Here is a 15,736-nt window from a genome sequence, read left to right on the forward strand (position 1 = left end):
ATGTGAAGACGCAGTATACAAATATCGTAGCATTCACACTAGCCAATTAGCTGCTTCATACTAAACTCTAACTTTTATGGGGCACATCAAACTCAAAGTCACAATTTTTAGAAACCAGCTTAATTTTAAAATGCTGAAGAACATGGTGCTTTGTACTTAAATTTATTGTAAATTATAAATGGTTTACAGCATTTTATAGTATTTTTCTAGTATACTGATTAGGGTTTATAAATAAAAACGAGGGACGGGGAAAGATCTTGTTAAAGTTTATTGTTAAACAGAAAATTTTAGTAAGTTTAGCTACTGTGTTAGTACTTATTTTAGGATTTTATTCGTTGACGAAGCTTGATAGGGAGTTAATGCCACCAGTTGATTTCGATGCGGCCTATGTTTCTGTCAATGCAGGGGGAATGGCTGCAATCGAAGTGGAGAGAACCATTACCACTCCAATTGAACGGAGTATTTTAGGGATAGACGGTGTGGATGAAATCTATTCGACAAGTAATATCGGTCAAAGCAGTATACAAATTATGATTGAAAAGGGCCGGGGTGAAGAAGTTTCTAGAGAAGTCCAATTAGCCGTTAACGCTGTCACTTCAAATGTATCAGCAGTCACAGAAGTAATAGCAGACCAAATGAGCCTGAGTCAAAACTATGAATTTTATATGGACATTTCCAATGGAGATATGGATGACGTCACAGCTTTTGCGAAGGATATTCTGGAACCTCGCCTGGAGGAACTTCCCGAAGTAAGGGATGTTTCTTTAATGGGAATCCAGGAATATGAAATGAGCATCGAGTTTGATCGCGAACGCCTTGCAGAAAATGGATTGGATAGTTCACAAGTCATTTCCATTATTCAACAGACCAATACAGAAGCGACATTTGGAGAATTACAGGAGGAGGGAGCACAACCATCTATTCGCTGGGAAACAGATTTAACATCTGTCGAAGAAGTATCAACGATTAAAATTCCAACACAGGAAGGTTTTATGGAGTTGGATGAAATTGCTGATGTTTCCTTACAGCCATTAGAAAATAGCTCCTATGTATGGAAAGATGGAACAAAGGAATTTATTTTTGTTCAAGTTGGCCGGACCTCCAATGTGACGCAAATCGAAATGGCAGAGGCGATCCGTGAAGAAGTTCAAAACATAAGAGATGAAGGATTAGTGGAAAATTTCGAGTTAAATGAACTTGTTGCCCAAGCCGATTATGTAAAGGAATCCATTGATGGGGTGACGAGTAATATCCTCATCGGTGGTATATTGGCAATCGTTATTTTACTGTTGTTTTTACGAAATGTTCGTGCGACAGTAATTATTGGGATTTCCATTCCAACCTCGATCCTGTTAACCTTTATCACAATGTGGTTATTGGATTACAGTTTCAATATCCTTTCCCTTATTGCTTTAGGGCTAGGAATTGGGATGATGGTTGATTCATCGATTGTGATATTGGAATCCATTTATAGGAAGAAGGAACAGGGTTTTCAATCTCTGAAAGCGGTGCTCGAAGGAACAAAAGAAGTCGCTTCGGCAGTTATCGCTTCGATGCTGACGACAATTGTTGTATTTCTGCCTATCGGATTGATGGGTGGGGAAGTAGGGCAGTTTATGATTATCCTGTCTGCAGTAGTTGCAATTACGTTAATCAGTTCTGTTATCGTATCCTTTACAATCATTCCATCTTTGTCAGAGAAATTCCTGAAGACTCGTAAAAGGAAAAAAGGAAAAGAAGGAAGAATCGTAAAAGGTTACGGAAAATTCGTCTCGTGGATCGTTAAGAAGAAACGCAATAGTATCGCTATGATTATTATATTTTTCCTCATGTTCGGGGGATCGATGTTTCTATTATTTAAAATTCCAATGACGATTATGCCGGATATGCTGAATCGGTATACCGAATTAATGATCGATCTGGAAACTGGTGTCTCTGCACAAGAAGTAGAGGAAGCTGCTCTGAAAATAGATGAAACGCTATCTGCAATTGACGACGTGGAATCAAGTTACATTATTGAAGATGGCTCGATGTTCTATACGCTCATTAATATGACAAAAGGTGATGAGATTACAAGAGAACAGAAAGAGGTTAATGAGGAGATATTAAGTTCCTTGCGTGAATTGGAAGAGGATTCCGCGATTAACAGTGTTCAAAGTGCGATGTCTCTAAGTGTTGGTCAGCCGGTTCAAATACAGATTAAAGGGCAAAATTATGAAGAAATGCACGCAATCGTGGAAGATTTTACCGTGGAGCTTCAGGAAATCGTGGGACTTGTTGGCATAAACAGTTCAATTGAACGGACTTCTATTGAAAAAGTAGTCGATTTGAATGAAGAAGCGATGGAGGATGCCGGGTTATCCGAAATCCAGGTACGCCAATTTATCCAAGAGGCGTTTCTTCATATGCCAATTGGTGAAGTTGTATTGGATGAACAAACTGTTCCGTTAGTAGTGAAATGGAATGAAGAAATGGTTAATGAAGAGAATCTGCTTGGCTTGGAAATCCCTACAGTGGAAGGGGATAGAAGCTTATCAGATTTCGTTGAACTGCGGAGTGTGGATACGCCGAATGAAATTTCGCATATCGACGGAGAAAGATATGTAACGATTTCTGCAGATATGGAAGACACGGATTTAGGGACTGTCAATAGGGAAGTACAGAACGTAATCAGTGCTTTTGAAACGCCGTCGGGATATACGATTTCAGCTGGAGGGGAACTGGAGACACAGCAGGAACTCATATTTGATATGATTCTGATTCTAGTCATATCCATCTTCCTCGTATATCTAGTTATGGCTGTACAATTTAATCATTTGGCACACCCAATCATTGTTATGTCCGTTATACCAATGACAATTGTCGGTGTAATTCTCGGCTTGTTCGTTACACAGCGGGAGCTCAGTATCATGTCGGGAATGGGAATTATTATGCTTATTGGTATTGTATTAAATAATGCCATCCTTCTCATTGACCGTACGAACCAACTGCGAAGAGATGGAGTTTCCGCAAATGAGGCAATTAGCAGGGCTGGGATGGATCGTCTTCGTCCCATATTCATGACGACGTTTACGACAATCGGCGGCATGCTACCACTTGCTTTGGCTTCTGGAACTACAGGTAATTATCAGGCACCGATGGCCACCGTGATTATTTCCGGGCTTTTGTTCGCAACCATTATAACGTTGGTTTTGATTCCTGCTGTCTATAGGACGTTTAATGCAATGGGAAATGGAATTGGCCGATTATTTGGGAGAAAGAATAAGAAACAAGAGCAGGCGGAGATGGTAGAGGAAAAGGGAGAAGCGATTTAATGCACATTAGCCTGTTCCTCAAAATGGATTAGATAAAGGAAACAACATCTAAACGTAGTGTAACAAAAAATAGTTAATAATAAGGCCATTCCAAAGGGGAAACTCTTTTGGAATGGCCTTAACATGTTGCAGATACATGTTTCTTGATCATACGAAGAAGATTTTAGTCTGATTTTAATCCGTGTCCCTGTTTCCTATTGGGAATAAAATAGGTGGACATCATTTTTCTCGTATTCTTCTAAGATGGAAGGTGAAATCATTGAATCGGTTATGATTCCGTCAACCGATTGGAGATCACCGATGCGTAACATTGCTGTGTTATCAAATTTCGTGTGATCAGCGACTGCGAATTTTTTAATGGAATTGGCAAACATCGCCATCTTCACTTCGAACTCTCCATCACCGTAGTCCGTTAATCCTTCTTTTAGGGAAATTCCGCTAACACTCATAAAGAATGTATCAAAATGAAAGCGGTTAATGTAAGAAACTGTAGACGCTCCCAAGATACATAATTCCGAGTTTCTAAGTTTCCCATTCGGTAAAAAAATAGTGAAATTTGGATTTTCCGTTAAGATGGTTGCAATAACCAAGGAATTCGTGAAGATTGATAACTTATTAAAATTTTTCACAAGTTGCTTGGAGATTTCCGTGTTCGTTGTACTGACATCCAATGCAATAAAATCCCCTTCTTTGACAAAATGGCAGGCTTCCATTGCAATTTGTTGTTTCTCTTTAATATTGATGGATTCCCTAACTAAAAAGTTTGTTTCAGAGATATTCGTTTGTTTTAAAATAGCCCCGCCATGAACTCGCTTCACTTCTCCTCTTTCTTCAAGATATTCGAGATCTCTCCTGATTGTTTCCGGAGTTACAGCTAATTTATTGCTTAAGAACCCAACTTTAGCGGTGTGATGCGTTTGTAAATAATCTAAAATATACGTCACTCTATCGTTTTTAAGCATAGTATCACTCTCTAAGTCTAGTTTTTTCTTTATTATACAAGTGAAATTCATATTTTTCTATCTAGACATATTTATAGAAAAATTTACAAAATCCGCGATTGAAGTTTACATTTATTATTTATAATTTGATTTGTGGACAAGAAACAAAGAAAAAACAATAAAAACAAAGATTTGTAGAAAGGGTGAATACATTTCCATGACCAAAATCAAATTGCAGCATGTATCCAAACAATACACCAAAGAAAGTGACAAAGTGATCCATGACTTTAATTTAGATATAGATGATAAGGAATTTATCGTTTTTGTTGGTCCGTCTGGATGTGGTAAATCTACTACATTACGAATGATAGCAGGTTTAGAATCGATTACAGGCGGAGAGTTGTGGATGGACGATCAACTCGTCAATCATGTTCCCTCCAAAGACCGAGACATTGCAATGGTTTTTCAAAATTATGCGTTATTCCCGCATTTAACGGTTTTTGATAACATTGCTTTCGGTTTGAAAATAAGAAAAGTAAAGAAAGCTATCATTAAAGAGAAAGTGGAACAAACCGCTGGCATTTTAGGATTAACCCCCTACTTGAAAAGAAAGCCAAAAGATTTATCAGGTGGGCAAAAACAGCGAGTAGCATTAGGAAGAGCCGTCGTCAGAGATGCGAATATCTTTTTAATGGATGAACCATTATCCAATCTTGATGCGAAATTACGTGTGCAAATGCGCGAAGAAATTATTAGATTACATAAAACGTTAGGAACGACAACGATATACGTTACCCATGATCAAACGGAAGCAATGACTATGGCTACGAGAATTGTCGTGTTGAAAGATGGACATATTCAGCAAATCGGTACACCAACAGAAATTTATAAAAACCCCAACAATATGTTTGTTGCTAGTTTTATTGGTGCACCAGCTATGAATTTCATCCATGCGAAAGTCGTGAACAACCAGCTGATGACTTCCGAGGGGAAAGAAATTGCTCCATTAGCAAGACCGATTGATCATCAAGGCAAAGTCATCCTTGGCATACGTCCAGAAAGTGTAGTTCTTGCCACAGAAAATGATGGCTTGGCCATGGATGTAGAATTTGTCGAGATGATGGGAGCAGACCTACATGTACATGGAAAACTCGAACAATCTAAAATTATTATTCGCCTGAACCCAGATGTGATGGTAAAAGAGAACGATCGGATTTACCTTCGTTTTCCTCATGAAAAAATCCATCTGTTTGATCCAAACAATGAAGAGTCCTTGTATCAAAGTGAGGGGATGACAGCGTGGGTCGACTAAGAGGAACGTTCAAATTATTGTTTTTTGTTGGAATCCCTTTAATCCCTCTTTTCGTATTTTGGTTCTTTCCAATGCTCGTGTCTTTGTGGCTTAGTTTCACGAACTGGGATTATATCAGTCCTTCATTTGATTATGTTGGAATTGATAATTATACAAATACGTTAACGAGTGAAACTTTTTATGAAGCATTGAAAAACACTATCTTCTTTTCGGTGTGGACAATTGTCCCAACCATCATTATCGGTTTATTTCTTGCGCTTTTATTAAAGGAAGGATTAAAGGGGCTTACCTTTTTCCGTTCGATCTTATTCTCGCCATGGATTACCCCGATGGTTGCAATGTCAATCGTTTGGTCATGGATTTTCCAAGCGGATGTAGGTCTCATTAACCAAATTTTAGGTTGGTTTCATTTACCACAACCACAATGGCTTACCGATTCCGATACGGCCATGTGGGCGATTATCATCGTTACCGTTTGGAAAAATGCGGGTTGGGCGATGTTATTTTACGCAGACTCCCTTTCGAAAATTCCAAACGACTTGTATGAAGTAAGTGATATAGAGGGAGCATCGTGGCTGCAAAAAATTAAAACGATTGTTATTCCGCTCGTATCACCAATTACACTATTTCTTGTAATCATTTCTGCGATTGATGCGATACAAGCGTATGACCAGATTCAAGTGATGACCCAAGGTGGACCTGCAGGAAGCACCAGAACGTTATTATACCTTTATTATCAAATGGCTTTTGAACAATTTAACATGGGGCAGGCTACGGCACTGGCAACCATCATCGTATTGATAACAGGGGTTTTAGCATTAAGCATGTTCTATGCTTCGAAAAAATGGGTGCATTATTAAGGAGGTTCGTTTGAAATGGTCAATGGAGCAACAAAACCGAAACGATTTGTTAACTATTTGCTGCTGATTCTATTTGGTTCAGTCATGATTTTACCATTGGTTTGGATGTTTTTAAGTTCATTGAAAACATCGGATGAAATCTTTGCGGTCCCATTAACATGGATACCTAGTAATCCGCAATGGGATAATTTCAGCAGGGCAATGGAGCTTGCCCCCTTTGGTCTCTATATTTATAACAGTACCGTAACAGCAATATTTATCGTTGTCTTTCAAATTATTTCATCCAGTATGTTTGCTTATGCATTAACACAATTAGAGTTTAAAGGGAAAAATCTATTATTTAACTCGATTTTGATTACGTACATGCTGCCAGCAGCTGCGACGTATGTGCCGAGCTATGTCATTGTTGCAAGACTTGGTTTGCTGGATACACTGACAGGGATCATCATTTCCAACATTGCGAGTGTATTTACGATATTTCTTATTCGCCAAGCATTTTTGCAAGTTCCAAAAGAATTAGTCGAAGCAGCTCGAGCAGATGGAGCGAATGACTTAACGGTTTTAATGAAAGTCATGATTCCGATGAGCAAATCTACCATTTTTACAGCGGCATTAATTAGTTTTGTGCAAATGTACAATAACTACTTATGGCCATCATTAATTGTAAGTAGTCAAGAGAAGTATTTGATTACGGTAGGATTAAATCGATTTTTTACAACCCAAGGTACTTTCGCCGATCAATGGCCTTTAATTATGGCAGCAAATGTTCTTGCCGTCTTACCACTATTAATCTTGTTTATCTTCTTGCATAAGTGGTTTATTAAAGGAATCAGTGATAACGGTGTGAAAGGATAAATTAAAAATAAAAGGAGAATACACATGAAGAAAAAAATAACGTTGTTTTTCGTCTTATCCGTATTGACATTATTAATGGCTGCTTGTTCAAGCAGTACAGATGGAGAAGGGGAGGCTGCTGGTCCAGTTGAAATTGAATTTTGGTATGGATTAGGTAGTGAAGCTGATTTGAAAATGAAAGAAATTGTTGAAGGTTTTAATGACTCTCAAGATGAAGTAATTGTAAAACCTGTTCCACAAGCAAGCTACTCAGAAACATATCAAAAACTGCAAGCTGGAATCGCAGCAGGAAATGCACCTGGAGCATTTATTACAGACTTAGATACAATGACAAATTTAGCTTTAAGAGATTCCCTTGCATCACTTGATGAATTTGCGAAAGCAGATAGTATTTATGATGAAGCTGACTTTCTTGATGTATTTATCGAACCAGCAAAAATTAATGATTCCTTGTATGGTATTCCAGCATACGGAACAACTCAAGTCATGTATTATCGAAAAGACATTTATGAAGAAGCGGGCATTAATCCAGAGGAAGCATTTTCATCTTGGGAAAATGTAGCTGAAGCATCAAAACAATTGCAAGAAGCCGGATTAGTCAATTACGGTCACCTGCCAATGTGGGGTTCCGGTAACTTAATCGATATAGCCTTAAGTAATGGAGGAGCAATTTTAAATGAAGCTGGTACAGAAGTAATGATCGATAGCCCGGAATGGGTGGAAGCATGGGAATTTATGCGTACCCAACTTCATGAGGAAGAAACAATGAAAGTAAATTCAGGTGGACAAGGTTGGGAATATTGGTACCGTACAATCGATGAAGTTATGAACGGATCTGCTGCAGGTTACACAGGCTCATCCGGTGATAAAGGGGATCTTGATTTTGAAATTATCGATTCCATTCCACAACCAGGTTTAAATGGAAATGATCCGAATCCAACTGTTGGTGCATTATATATGGCTGTACCTGAAATCAATAGTGATCAAGAAAAAGCAGCAGCCTACCAATTTATGAGCTATTTCTCCAGTGCAGAAGTAAATGCAGACTGGGCTCAAGCAATAGGTTACATCCCTGTAAGAGAATCAGCGATGGAAGTTCCTGATTATGCAGCATTTATAGAAGAAAATCCATACGCATCTGTTCCATATCAACAAGCACAAACAGGAAGTCCCGATTTTGTAGACCCAACTGGTGGCAAAATCTTTGACGCGATTAGTATTGCTGTGGATAAGGTAGAATTGCAAAATGTTCCAGCAGCAGAAGCTTTAACGGAAGCAAAAGTAAATGCGCAACAAGCACTAGATGAATATAACAACAATTAAAAATTGAATCTGGGAGTGATTACATTGACGATAGAATTACCAATCGTCCTAGCAAAAGCAACGAATCGTCTAAACCAACCATTCACGTTTCACGTTCCAGATCATGTCCATTCCATAACGATTACCGTACAAACGGAACAGCAGATGTGGCTTACTTATATGGTTTATGACGAACAACAGGAGTTAAGAGCGCAATATTTAAAGGGGAAATCTCCCAATACGATCGTAATTAATCAAGATAAGTTCAAAACAAGTCCCTATACGATATACGGACCCCTCCCATCGGGGGAATGGATGATTGATCTTGCTCTCATCACGAAAGAAGCGTTGGCATCTGACCATCAGGTAGCGAAAGTTACGATTCAATATAATGAAGAACAGAAATTAATAGCGGATAAAATCTTTTGGCAAGATAAAAACAGTGCTCGTTTTCAATTAAATGATTTCGATTCAAAGAAAATCTATCCATCAAAGAGCAAATGGTATAAAGGAGATTTCCATACACACACGATTTATTCAGATGGTCAAATGACGAGAGAAGAAAATATGATTAGCGCCAAGCATCAAGACTTAGACTTTTTTGTTGCTACCGATCATAATATCGTGCCAACTTCATGGCATGAGAAACAGGATATATTAGTTATTCCTGGTGTGGAAGTAACTGCACAACAAGGACATTTTAACGTCTTAGCTACGGATACTTCTCCTTTTTCCAATAACAAACTAGCTGATATGGAAACGGAAGAGGGAATGAAACGGATTATTCAAAGTGATTATGGCAATGCCGTCATTTCTATTAATCACCCGTTTTTAACGGAATGGAAATGGTTATTTACGGAAACACCATTGGATCAAATCGACTCGATTGAAATTTGTAATGATCCAACCTATCCTGATAATGAAAAGGCAACAGAAATGGCTTTGACAGCCTGGAATGTTCTGCTCAATGACGGTTACAGAATTACTGGAATTGGTGGATCGGATTCCCATTTGAAGCCGACGGAGACATACGAGGGAAGTAAGCTACCATCCTTAATTGGTGACCCTGGTACGTTCGTCTATGGTGAGGGGTTATCAGCAGATCAAATTGTCAAAGGTTTGAAACAAGGAAATGTTGTTGTTTCAAGAGAAGCATTCATCCAGTATTCTATCGACAGCTTCATTTCAGGTGATCAATGTACTGTAACAGAAGGGACAGCGAAAGCATCTGTAGATACAGATACCCCTATTTATTTTGAATGGATCGTCGATGGAGCAATCATAAAAAAAGAACATGGGAATCAATCGGAGTATACGTTTAACTTTAGTGATCAGGAATACCATTGGATTCGAGTCGATGTCAGATACGAGGATGGCCGTTTTTATGGCTTTTCTAATCCAATCTATTTCAACGATAAAAAACCAACCATCACAACCTGGGGACAGCTCCTTGCCATTACGAAGGAAATTTTGCCTCATGATTAAAGGTGTTTTATTCGATAAAGATGGTACATTAGTAGAATTCAACTCCCTTTGGGTCAACTCTACGTATACGATGATTCATTCGATTGTAAGTAAATATATGAAAAAAGATATAGAGGAAACAAGTCAAAAAATTGCAACAGCAGTTGGCTTAACTGGAAATCAGGTAAAAGAAGATAGTATTTTAGCTGGTAAAACGTCCGAAGATTTAGCACATGTCATTGCGAACATGTTGGGTGCAGATAAAAATGCCATTCACGAGCAAGTCAATCAATTTTATTATCAATCGGTCGTCGAAAATAGCGATGAGATACAAGCGATTTGTGATCTTCCATCCCTCTTCAAAAAATTAAAGAAGAATGGATTAAAAGTTGGCATCGTTACTGCAGATAACGCGGACGTAACGGAGTATACCATTCAAAAACTTGGTATTGAGCGTTATGTTGATTTTATGGGAACAGCCGATTTGTACGACAAAAAACCAGGAGCCGAAGCGATGGAGGTGTTCTGTAAAAAGTTTAATTTGCAAAGCGATGAGATCATTCATATTGGTGACACCTCGGTTGATATGGAATTTTCCAAGCATGGTCTGTTCGGTATCGGAGTACTATCAGGTGTCAGTTCAGAAGAAACGTTGAAACAATACACTCCATACGTAATCGATTCGGTAGCAGAATTAATAGATACCAATGGTAGATTTCGTATTCCAGGTTTTCCACAACTTCAGCAGTAAATTAAATAAAGTGAAGCTATTGCAGTAAAAAGCTGCTAGACCTTTGGTTTGGCAGCTTTTATCTATGCTTTGTATCGTACATCCATCCACTCATCTCAGAAAAGGAGGAAAGCTATATGGCTTATTTACTACTAGCATTTTCAATTGTATTAGAAGTTTGTGGATCGATTCTATTAAAAGTATCGAATGGATTTACGAAATTTCTGCCGGTCGTTGGTGTACTGATCGGATATGGTTTGGCCTTCTATCTTCTTGCGAAAACATTACGGTACCTTCCTTTGGGCGTTGTGTATGCAACCTGGAGTGGGGCAGGAACGATTTTAACGACGATTGCTGGTGTGCTTATCTTTAAGGAAAAAATCAATAAACAAGCTTACATAGGGATTGCATTATTAACGGTTGGATTACTGATGATGAATGTAGTGGAGTAGAGGTGATTGAATATGAAAGGAATTATATTTTTAATGGTTGCCATCCTTTTTGAAGTAGTCGGTTCTGTCATGTTAAAGTTGTCAAACGGATTTACCGTTCTGTTACCAACCCTTGCAGTAGGAATCGGATATCTTGTAGCATTTACATTTTTCAGCTTTGCCTTAAAAACGATCCCGCTGTCGATTGGATATGCCGTTTGGTCAGGATTAGGAACAATCTTAACGACAGTTCTAGGCATTTTCCTATTTAACGAAAGTACATCTATCCTTAAATTCACCGGCCTAACCATCGTAATCATAGGCATCATGCTGCTGGGGAAGCATGGGGACGGTTCTCCTGCTTCTAATTAGAATAATTATTATTTGGTAACTTTATCAAGATTTTAGGAAATATAATTCTCTCATGGGGTCACACCTGGACAATTTCAGGCTACATTGTCCAGCTAAAAAGCTTTATACAAGAGAAAAACTAGGAAACCGACTCTTAAAATGTGAGTCGGTTCCTGTTTTTTCTTCTAATCCGTTTTTGAGAAAGGAGGTGTCATGAGGTCTCCCGATTATGAACGAGTGTCTCCCTTTTAATGGGGTGCTTCTACAAATTTTCCTGTTAGGAGACAAGTTTCAGACCTATGGCAGCACTTAATACCATCCCAATAAAAACAAGTCTATTCCAGTCTCTTGATTCGCCATATAGAATCATTCCTACGATGGCCCCGCCAGATGCACCAATTCCTGTCCAGATAGCATATGCTGTACCCATCGGAATAGTATTCATGGAATAGGCAAGAAATACAAAACTTAAACCAAATCCGAGAATTAACATAACCAACGATTGCCACTTATGGTCGTTATGCAATTTGTTAATCATTGTCACACCAACCATTTCGAATAAACCTGCTAAGATTAACGAAAACCACGCCATCAGGACTCAGCTCCTTCTTCGACATTATCCTTTGTAACTAATTTCAGACCAATTACACCAGCTAATAACAATAAAATGAAAAGAATTTTTTCAATCTTGAATGGTTCTCCAAAGAAAAGAATCTCTGAAATAACAACACCGGCAGTACCCAATCCAACAAAAACGGCATAGACAGTACCAACCGGAAGCTTTTTCCCTGCCATGATCAAAATATAGAAGCTGATAATGATAGAAATAATCGTACCAGACCAAGTCCAGAAATCATCAGCGTGTTTTAGACCAATAACCCAAAAAACCTCAAAGAAAGCAGCAATAAAAACTTTCAACCAACCTGAATTCATTAAAAACACCTCCGAATGTTTCATTCTAAAAAAACAAAAAAGCCTCAGAAGATCACTCTTAAAGTTTCTCCCGGGCTTTTATCCCTCCGTGACACAGCAAAGCTGCGTGTTTTCTCTCGGACCAGACCAACATTTGTTGCGGAACCCTAGAAAACAAGGTAACTATTTAATTGATTATTATTATATAGGTATCTAGAAAATTATTCAAAGATAACACCCGAGCTTATCAGCAATCGTGAATCCAGACCTAATGAACCACAGCTAAGTACTGTCAATGACTTTCGAATCAATTCCAGTTCAACGATTTTTAGGAAAACTAGACTATTCTCTCATTTTTTAGAATTTACAGATAAAAATATTGAATAATAAAGCGTTTACAATTATAATAATCTATATAGTTTGTTTGATGTCCAAATTAATTAAAGGTTTTTGTAAGCGTTTTATCAAATGCTTGCCAACCTACATAAGGCTATCACCGAAACATATGGTGCCAACTTATTTATCAAATGAAGGGGGGAGAAAACCGGATCTTCAAATAAACTATCCGTAATTGTCCAGTTTTACACTTGAAAAAAGCGAAGGAGGAACAACATGCACCGAAAATGGAAGAAATTAAAAAAAGCAGGCATCGTTTCACTTGTATCTCTTATGGCTATATCTCCTGCAGGTCCGATTTATGGGGCTGCAGATGAGGAAACAAACAGCCCGAATGTGGAAACAAGGGTGAAAGAAATCATAACAGTAGATGGTCAATCTTTCAGGGATTTAAATGGAAATGGAGTAGTGGATGCATATGAAGATTGGAGACTACCGGTGGAAGACCGTGTGGGTGACCTGATTTCCCAAATGACCGTGGAAGAGAAAGCAGGATTAATGCTAATTTCTACCTTTAACAATACTTCGAGCCGCGTAAAAATCGAGGAAGATCATTTGCGGTATTTCATTGTACGTGATGATCCGGAACCACGGGATCTCGCTGCCCGCAATAATGAATTTCAGGAGTTGGGAGAAGCTTCGAGACTTGGGATTCCAGTCGTGATGACATCCAACCCACGAAACCATGTTAATCCAAATCAGACATATGGTCATGCTGAAGCAGGAGGCCAGCTGTCTACGTGGCCAGGGGAACTCGGACTTGCTGCGACACAGGATCCTGAGCTTGTAAAGGAATTCGCTGAAACTGCAGCAAAAGAATGGCGTGCTGCCGGTATGCATAAGCTTTATGGGTACATGGCTGATTTGCTGACAGAACCACGCTGGACGAGAACAGATGGTACGTTTGGAGAAGATCCGGAGTTAGTAGCAGATATGATGACTGCGATTGTGGAAGGATTCCAAGGTGACGAGCTGGATGAAAACAGTGTTTCCCTGACAATCAAACACTTCGCAGGTGGCGGTCCACGTGTAGATGGCACAGACCCGCATCATGTGTGGGGGAACACAAATGAGTATCCAACGGAAGGTAGCCTATACAATTACCACCTGCCACCGTTTGAAGCAGCGATAGCGGCAGGACCAACGTCAATCATGCCGTATTATGCAAAGCCAGTGAATGAGCCGAGCGCACTTCAATTGCCGGAATATCTCTGGTACAGTGAGAACGAACAGTTTGAAGAAGTCGCTTTTGCTTATAATGAGCGTATGCTTCAAGGGTTATTGCGTGATGAGCTTGGCTTTAAGGGCTATGTCAATTCTGACACTGGAATCATTTCCGATGGAGACCGTCCATGGGGTGTCGAGCATTTGAGCGAGCCTGAACGCTATGCGAAAGCAATTAGTGCAGGGACAAATATGTTCTCTGGTGGAACCAATGTACAACCGCTTATTGAAGCAATCAACACAGGTTTGGTAGAGGAAGCTGCCATCGACAATTCGATTTCCTTCCTTTTGACAGAAATCTATCAACTTGGATTATTCGAAAATCCTTATGTTGATCCGGAATTAGCACAGGAAATAGGAGATGACCCGGCCTCACAGGCACTTGCAGATGAAGCGCACCGCAAGTCAATCGTTCTCTTGAGAAATGGACATGCAGAGACTGGACAAGTATTGCCGATTTCTGATAACGAATTAAAAGATATGAAGTTGTATGTGGAAGTATTTATGAAAGATGAAGAAGATGCAGCTGAAGCCAGCACCGGACTAGGACATTCTATTAAACTGGCTGACCCATCTATTGATATCGTGGAATCTCCTGAAGAAGCAACACATGCTTTTCTTACAGTGATGCCTTCTCTTAGCTGGAGAGCAGATGATACCGAGGATGATCCACCATCCATTGAATTGAAAAAGGATGCAGATACAGGAATTGATTCAGAACGCATTTTGGAACTGCAGGAAATAGTTGAAACGACCATTCTTGGTGTTAATATGACAAATCCATGGTTGATCGATGAAATTGAGCCAGGTGCAGATGCTGTATTGGCAACTTTCAATACGACACCAGATGCCATTGTTGATGTCATCCGTGGCAAATACAATCCGACAGGGAAACTTCCATTTACTGTTCCAGCTGATATAGATGCTGTCGAAAATAATGCATCAGACGTACCTGGCTATGCAGAAACATTCGACTATGCTTATACAAATGCTGCTGGTGATGATTATGCCTTGAACTTCGGCCTTTCTTATAAGAAAGCATCCGATATCAAAGAAGCCATTGACCAATTTGAGATTGAAGGAGCATTCGCCAACAAAGGCACGGCACGTTCCCTTCAGGCATTATTGAACCCGGTGGAAAACTTTGAGCAGCAAGGTGAAGCAGAAGAAGTCATTAGTCACGTAGAAAAATTCATCAACAAACTGGATCAAAACTATCAAAAAGGATCCGTATCCGAAGAAGCACATGCCCAACTGGAAGCAGATGCAACTGAACTGCTGGAAGTCTGGCAGTAAAACAAATTTTATAAAAGTAAATCCCTATGGCAGTTTTAATATGTTGCCATAGGGATTTTTCATTTTTATGTGAAGTGAGGACGAATGCTGTTTTATGAGCAATTAGTATAACAAGTGATGGACGAGTTACTAGTTAATCGAGGGGTGCTCTCTCCCGAGTATAGCGGTTGCTCTCCCGTCTGGCAGGTGCTCTCTCCCGAATAGAGTAGTTGCTCTCCCGAATGGCGGATGCTCTCTCCCGAGTAGAGTGGTTGCTCTCCCGAATGGCGGATGCTCTCTCCCGAGTAGATAGAACGTTCTCCCGTTTTACCTGGCGCGAAAAAGAAAAGGAACGGTTCTAGTGCATCC

Annotated in this window: 13 protein-coding genes and 1 riboswitch; of the genes, 10 read left to right on the forward strand and 3 right to left on the reverse strand. The window is 39.4% G+C overall.

The annotated features are described in order from the left end of the window. Window positions 1-257: 257 nt before the first annotated feature. A complete protein-coding gene (locus MN204_RS17450; RefSeq protein WP_249872370.1) occupies window positions 258-3,314 on the forward strand; it encodes an efflux RND transporter permease subunit in 3,057 nt (1,018 codons plus the stop codon). A 194-nt stretch (window positions 3,315-3,508) separates the two neighbouring features. Here MN204_RS17450 and MN204_RS17455 read toward each other — a convergent pair whose 3' ends face one another. Further along, the gene (locus MN204_RS17455; RefSeq protein ID WP_249872371.1) at window positions 3,509-4,276 is read right to left on the reverse strand and encodes a DeoR/GlpR family DNA-binding transcription regulator; all 768 of its coding nucleotides are present in this window, start codon (window positions 4,274-4,276) and stop codon (window positions 3,509-3,511) included. A gap of 196 nt (window positions 4,277-4,472) precedes the next feature. On the opposite strand from MN204_RS17455, the gene MN204_RS17460 reads away from it, so the two are divergent. The 8 genes from MN204_RS17460 to MN204_RS17495 all read left to right on the forward strand — a co-directional run bounded on the left by MN204_RS17460 (window position 4,473) and on the right by MN204_RS17495 (window position 11,581). Continuing rightward, window positions 4,473-5,567 carry an ABC transporter ATP-binding protein gene (locus tag MN204_RS17460; RefSeq protein WP_249872372.1) on the forward strand — a complete coding sequence of 365 codons (1,095 nt, stop codon included), beginning with the start codon at window positions 4,473-4,475 and terminating at the stop codon, window positions 5,565-5,567. Continuing rightward, complete coding sequence (locus MN204_RS17465; RefSeq protein WP_249872373.1) at window positions 5,555-6,427, forward strand: carbohydrate ABC transporter permease; 873 nt, start codon at window positions 5,555-5,557, stop codon at window positions 6,425-6,427. Before MN204_RS17460 ends, MN204_RS17465 begins: the two co-directional genes overlap by 13 nt. Before the next feature lie 15 nt (window positions 6,428-6,442). Then, window positions 6,443-7,282 carry a carbohydrate ABC transporter permease gene (locus MN204_RS17470; protein WP_249872374.1) on the forward strand — a complete coding sequence of 280 codons (840 nt, stop codon included), beginning with the start codon at window positions 6,443-6,445 and terminating at the stop codon, window positions 7,280-7,282. A gap of 24 nt (window positions 7,283-7,306) precedes the next feature. Further along, a complete protein-coding gene (locus MN204_RS17475; protein ID WP_249872375.1) occupies window positions 7,307-8,605 on the forward strand; it encodes an ABC transporter substrate-binding protein in 1,299 nt (432 codons plus the stop codon). Window positions 8,606-8,629: 24 nt separating this feature from the next. Beyond that, window positions 8,630-10,069, forward strand: a complete 1,440-nt coding sequence (locus MN204_RS17480; protein WP_249872376.1) for a CehA/McbA family metallohydrolase — start codon at window positions 8,630-8,632, stop codon at window positions 10,067-10,069. Then, a complete protein-coding gene (locus MN204_RS17485; protein ID WP_249872377.1) occupies window positions 10,062-10,799 on the forward strand; it encodes an HAD family hydrolase in 738 nt (245 codons plus the stop codon). The genes MN204_RS17480 and MN204_RS17485 overlap by 8 nt, the downstream gene beginning before the upstream one ends. 116 nt (window positions 10,800-10,915) lie before the next feature. Continuing rightward, on the forward strand, window positions 10,916-11,230 hold the full coding sequence (locus MN204_RS17490) for a DMT family transporter (protein WP_249872378.1): 315 nt from the start codon (window positions 10,916-10,918) through the stop codon (window positions 11,228-11,230). Window positions 11,231-11,242: 12 nt separating this feature from the next. After that, entirely contained in the window at window positions 11,243-11,581 is a 339-nt protein-coding gene (locus MN204_RS17495; protein ID WP_249872379.1) for a DMT family transporter, read from the forward strand. Window positions 11,582-11,837: 256 nt separating this feature from the next. On the opposite strand, the gene MN204_RS17500 is transcribed toward MN204_RS17495, so the two are convergent. After that, window positions 11,838-12,152: a DMT family transporter gene (locus MN204_RS17500; RefSeq protein ID WP_249872380.1), complete on the reverse strand. Its 315-nt coding sequence runs from the start codon at window positions 12,150-12,152 to the stop codon at window positions 11,838-11,840. Beyond that, window positions 12,152-12,493: a DMT family transporter gene (locus MN204_RS17505; protein WP_249872381.1), complete on the reverse strand. Its 342-nt coding sequence runs from the start codon at window positions 12,491-12,493 to the stop codon at window positions 12,152-12,154. The genes MN204_RS17500 and MN204_RS17505 overlap by 1 nt, the downstream gene beginning before the upstream one ends. A 65-nt stretch (window positions 12,494-12,558) precedes the next feature. Then, window positions 12,559-12,654: riboswitch (guanidine-I (ykkC/yxkD leader) on the reverse strand. A gap of 430 nt (window positions 12,655-13,084) precedes the next feature. On the opposite strand from MN204_RS17505, the gene MN204_RS17510 reads away from it, so the two are divergent. Continuing rightward, a complete protein-coding gene (locus tag MN204_RS17510) occupies window positions 13,085-15,388 on the forward strand; it encodes a glycoside hydrolase family 3 protein (RefSeq protein WP_249872382.1) in 2,304 nt (767 codons plus the stop codon). Window positions 15,389-15,736: the final 348 nt, after the last annotated feature.

The organism is Oceanobacillus saliphilus, from assembly GCF_023522835.1.
GTDB classification, from domain to species: Bacteria; Bacillota; Bacilli; order Bacillales; family Amphibacillaceae; genus Oceanobacillus; species Oceanobacillus saliphilus.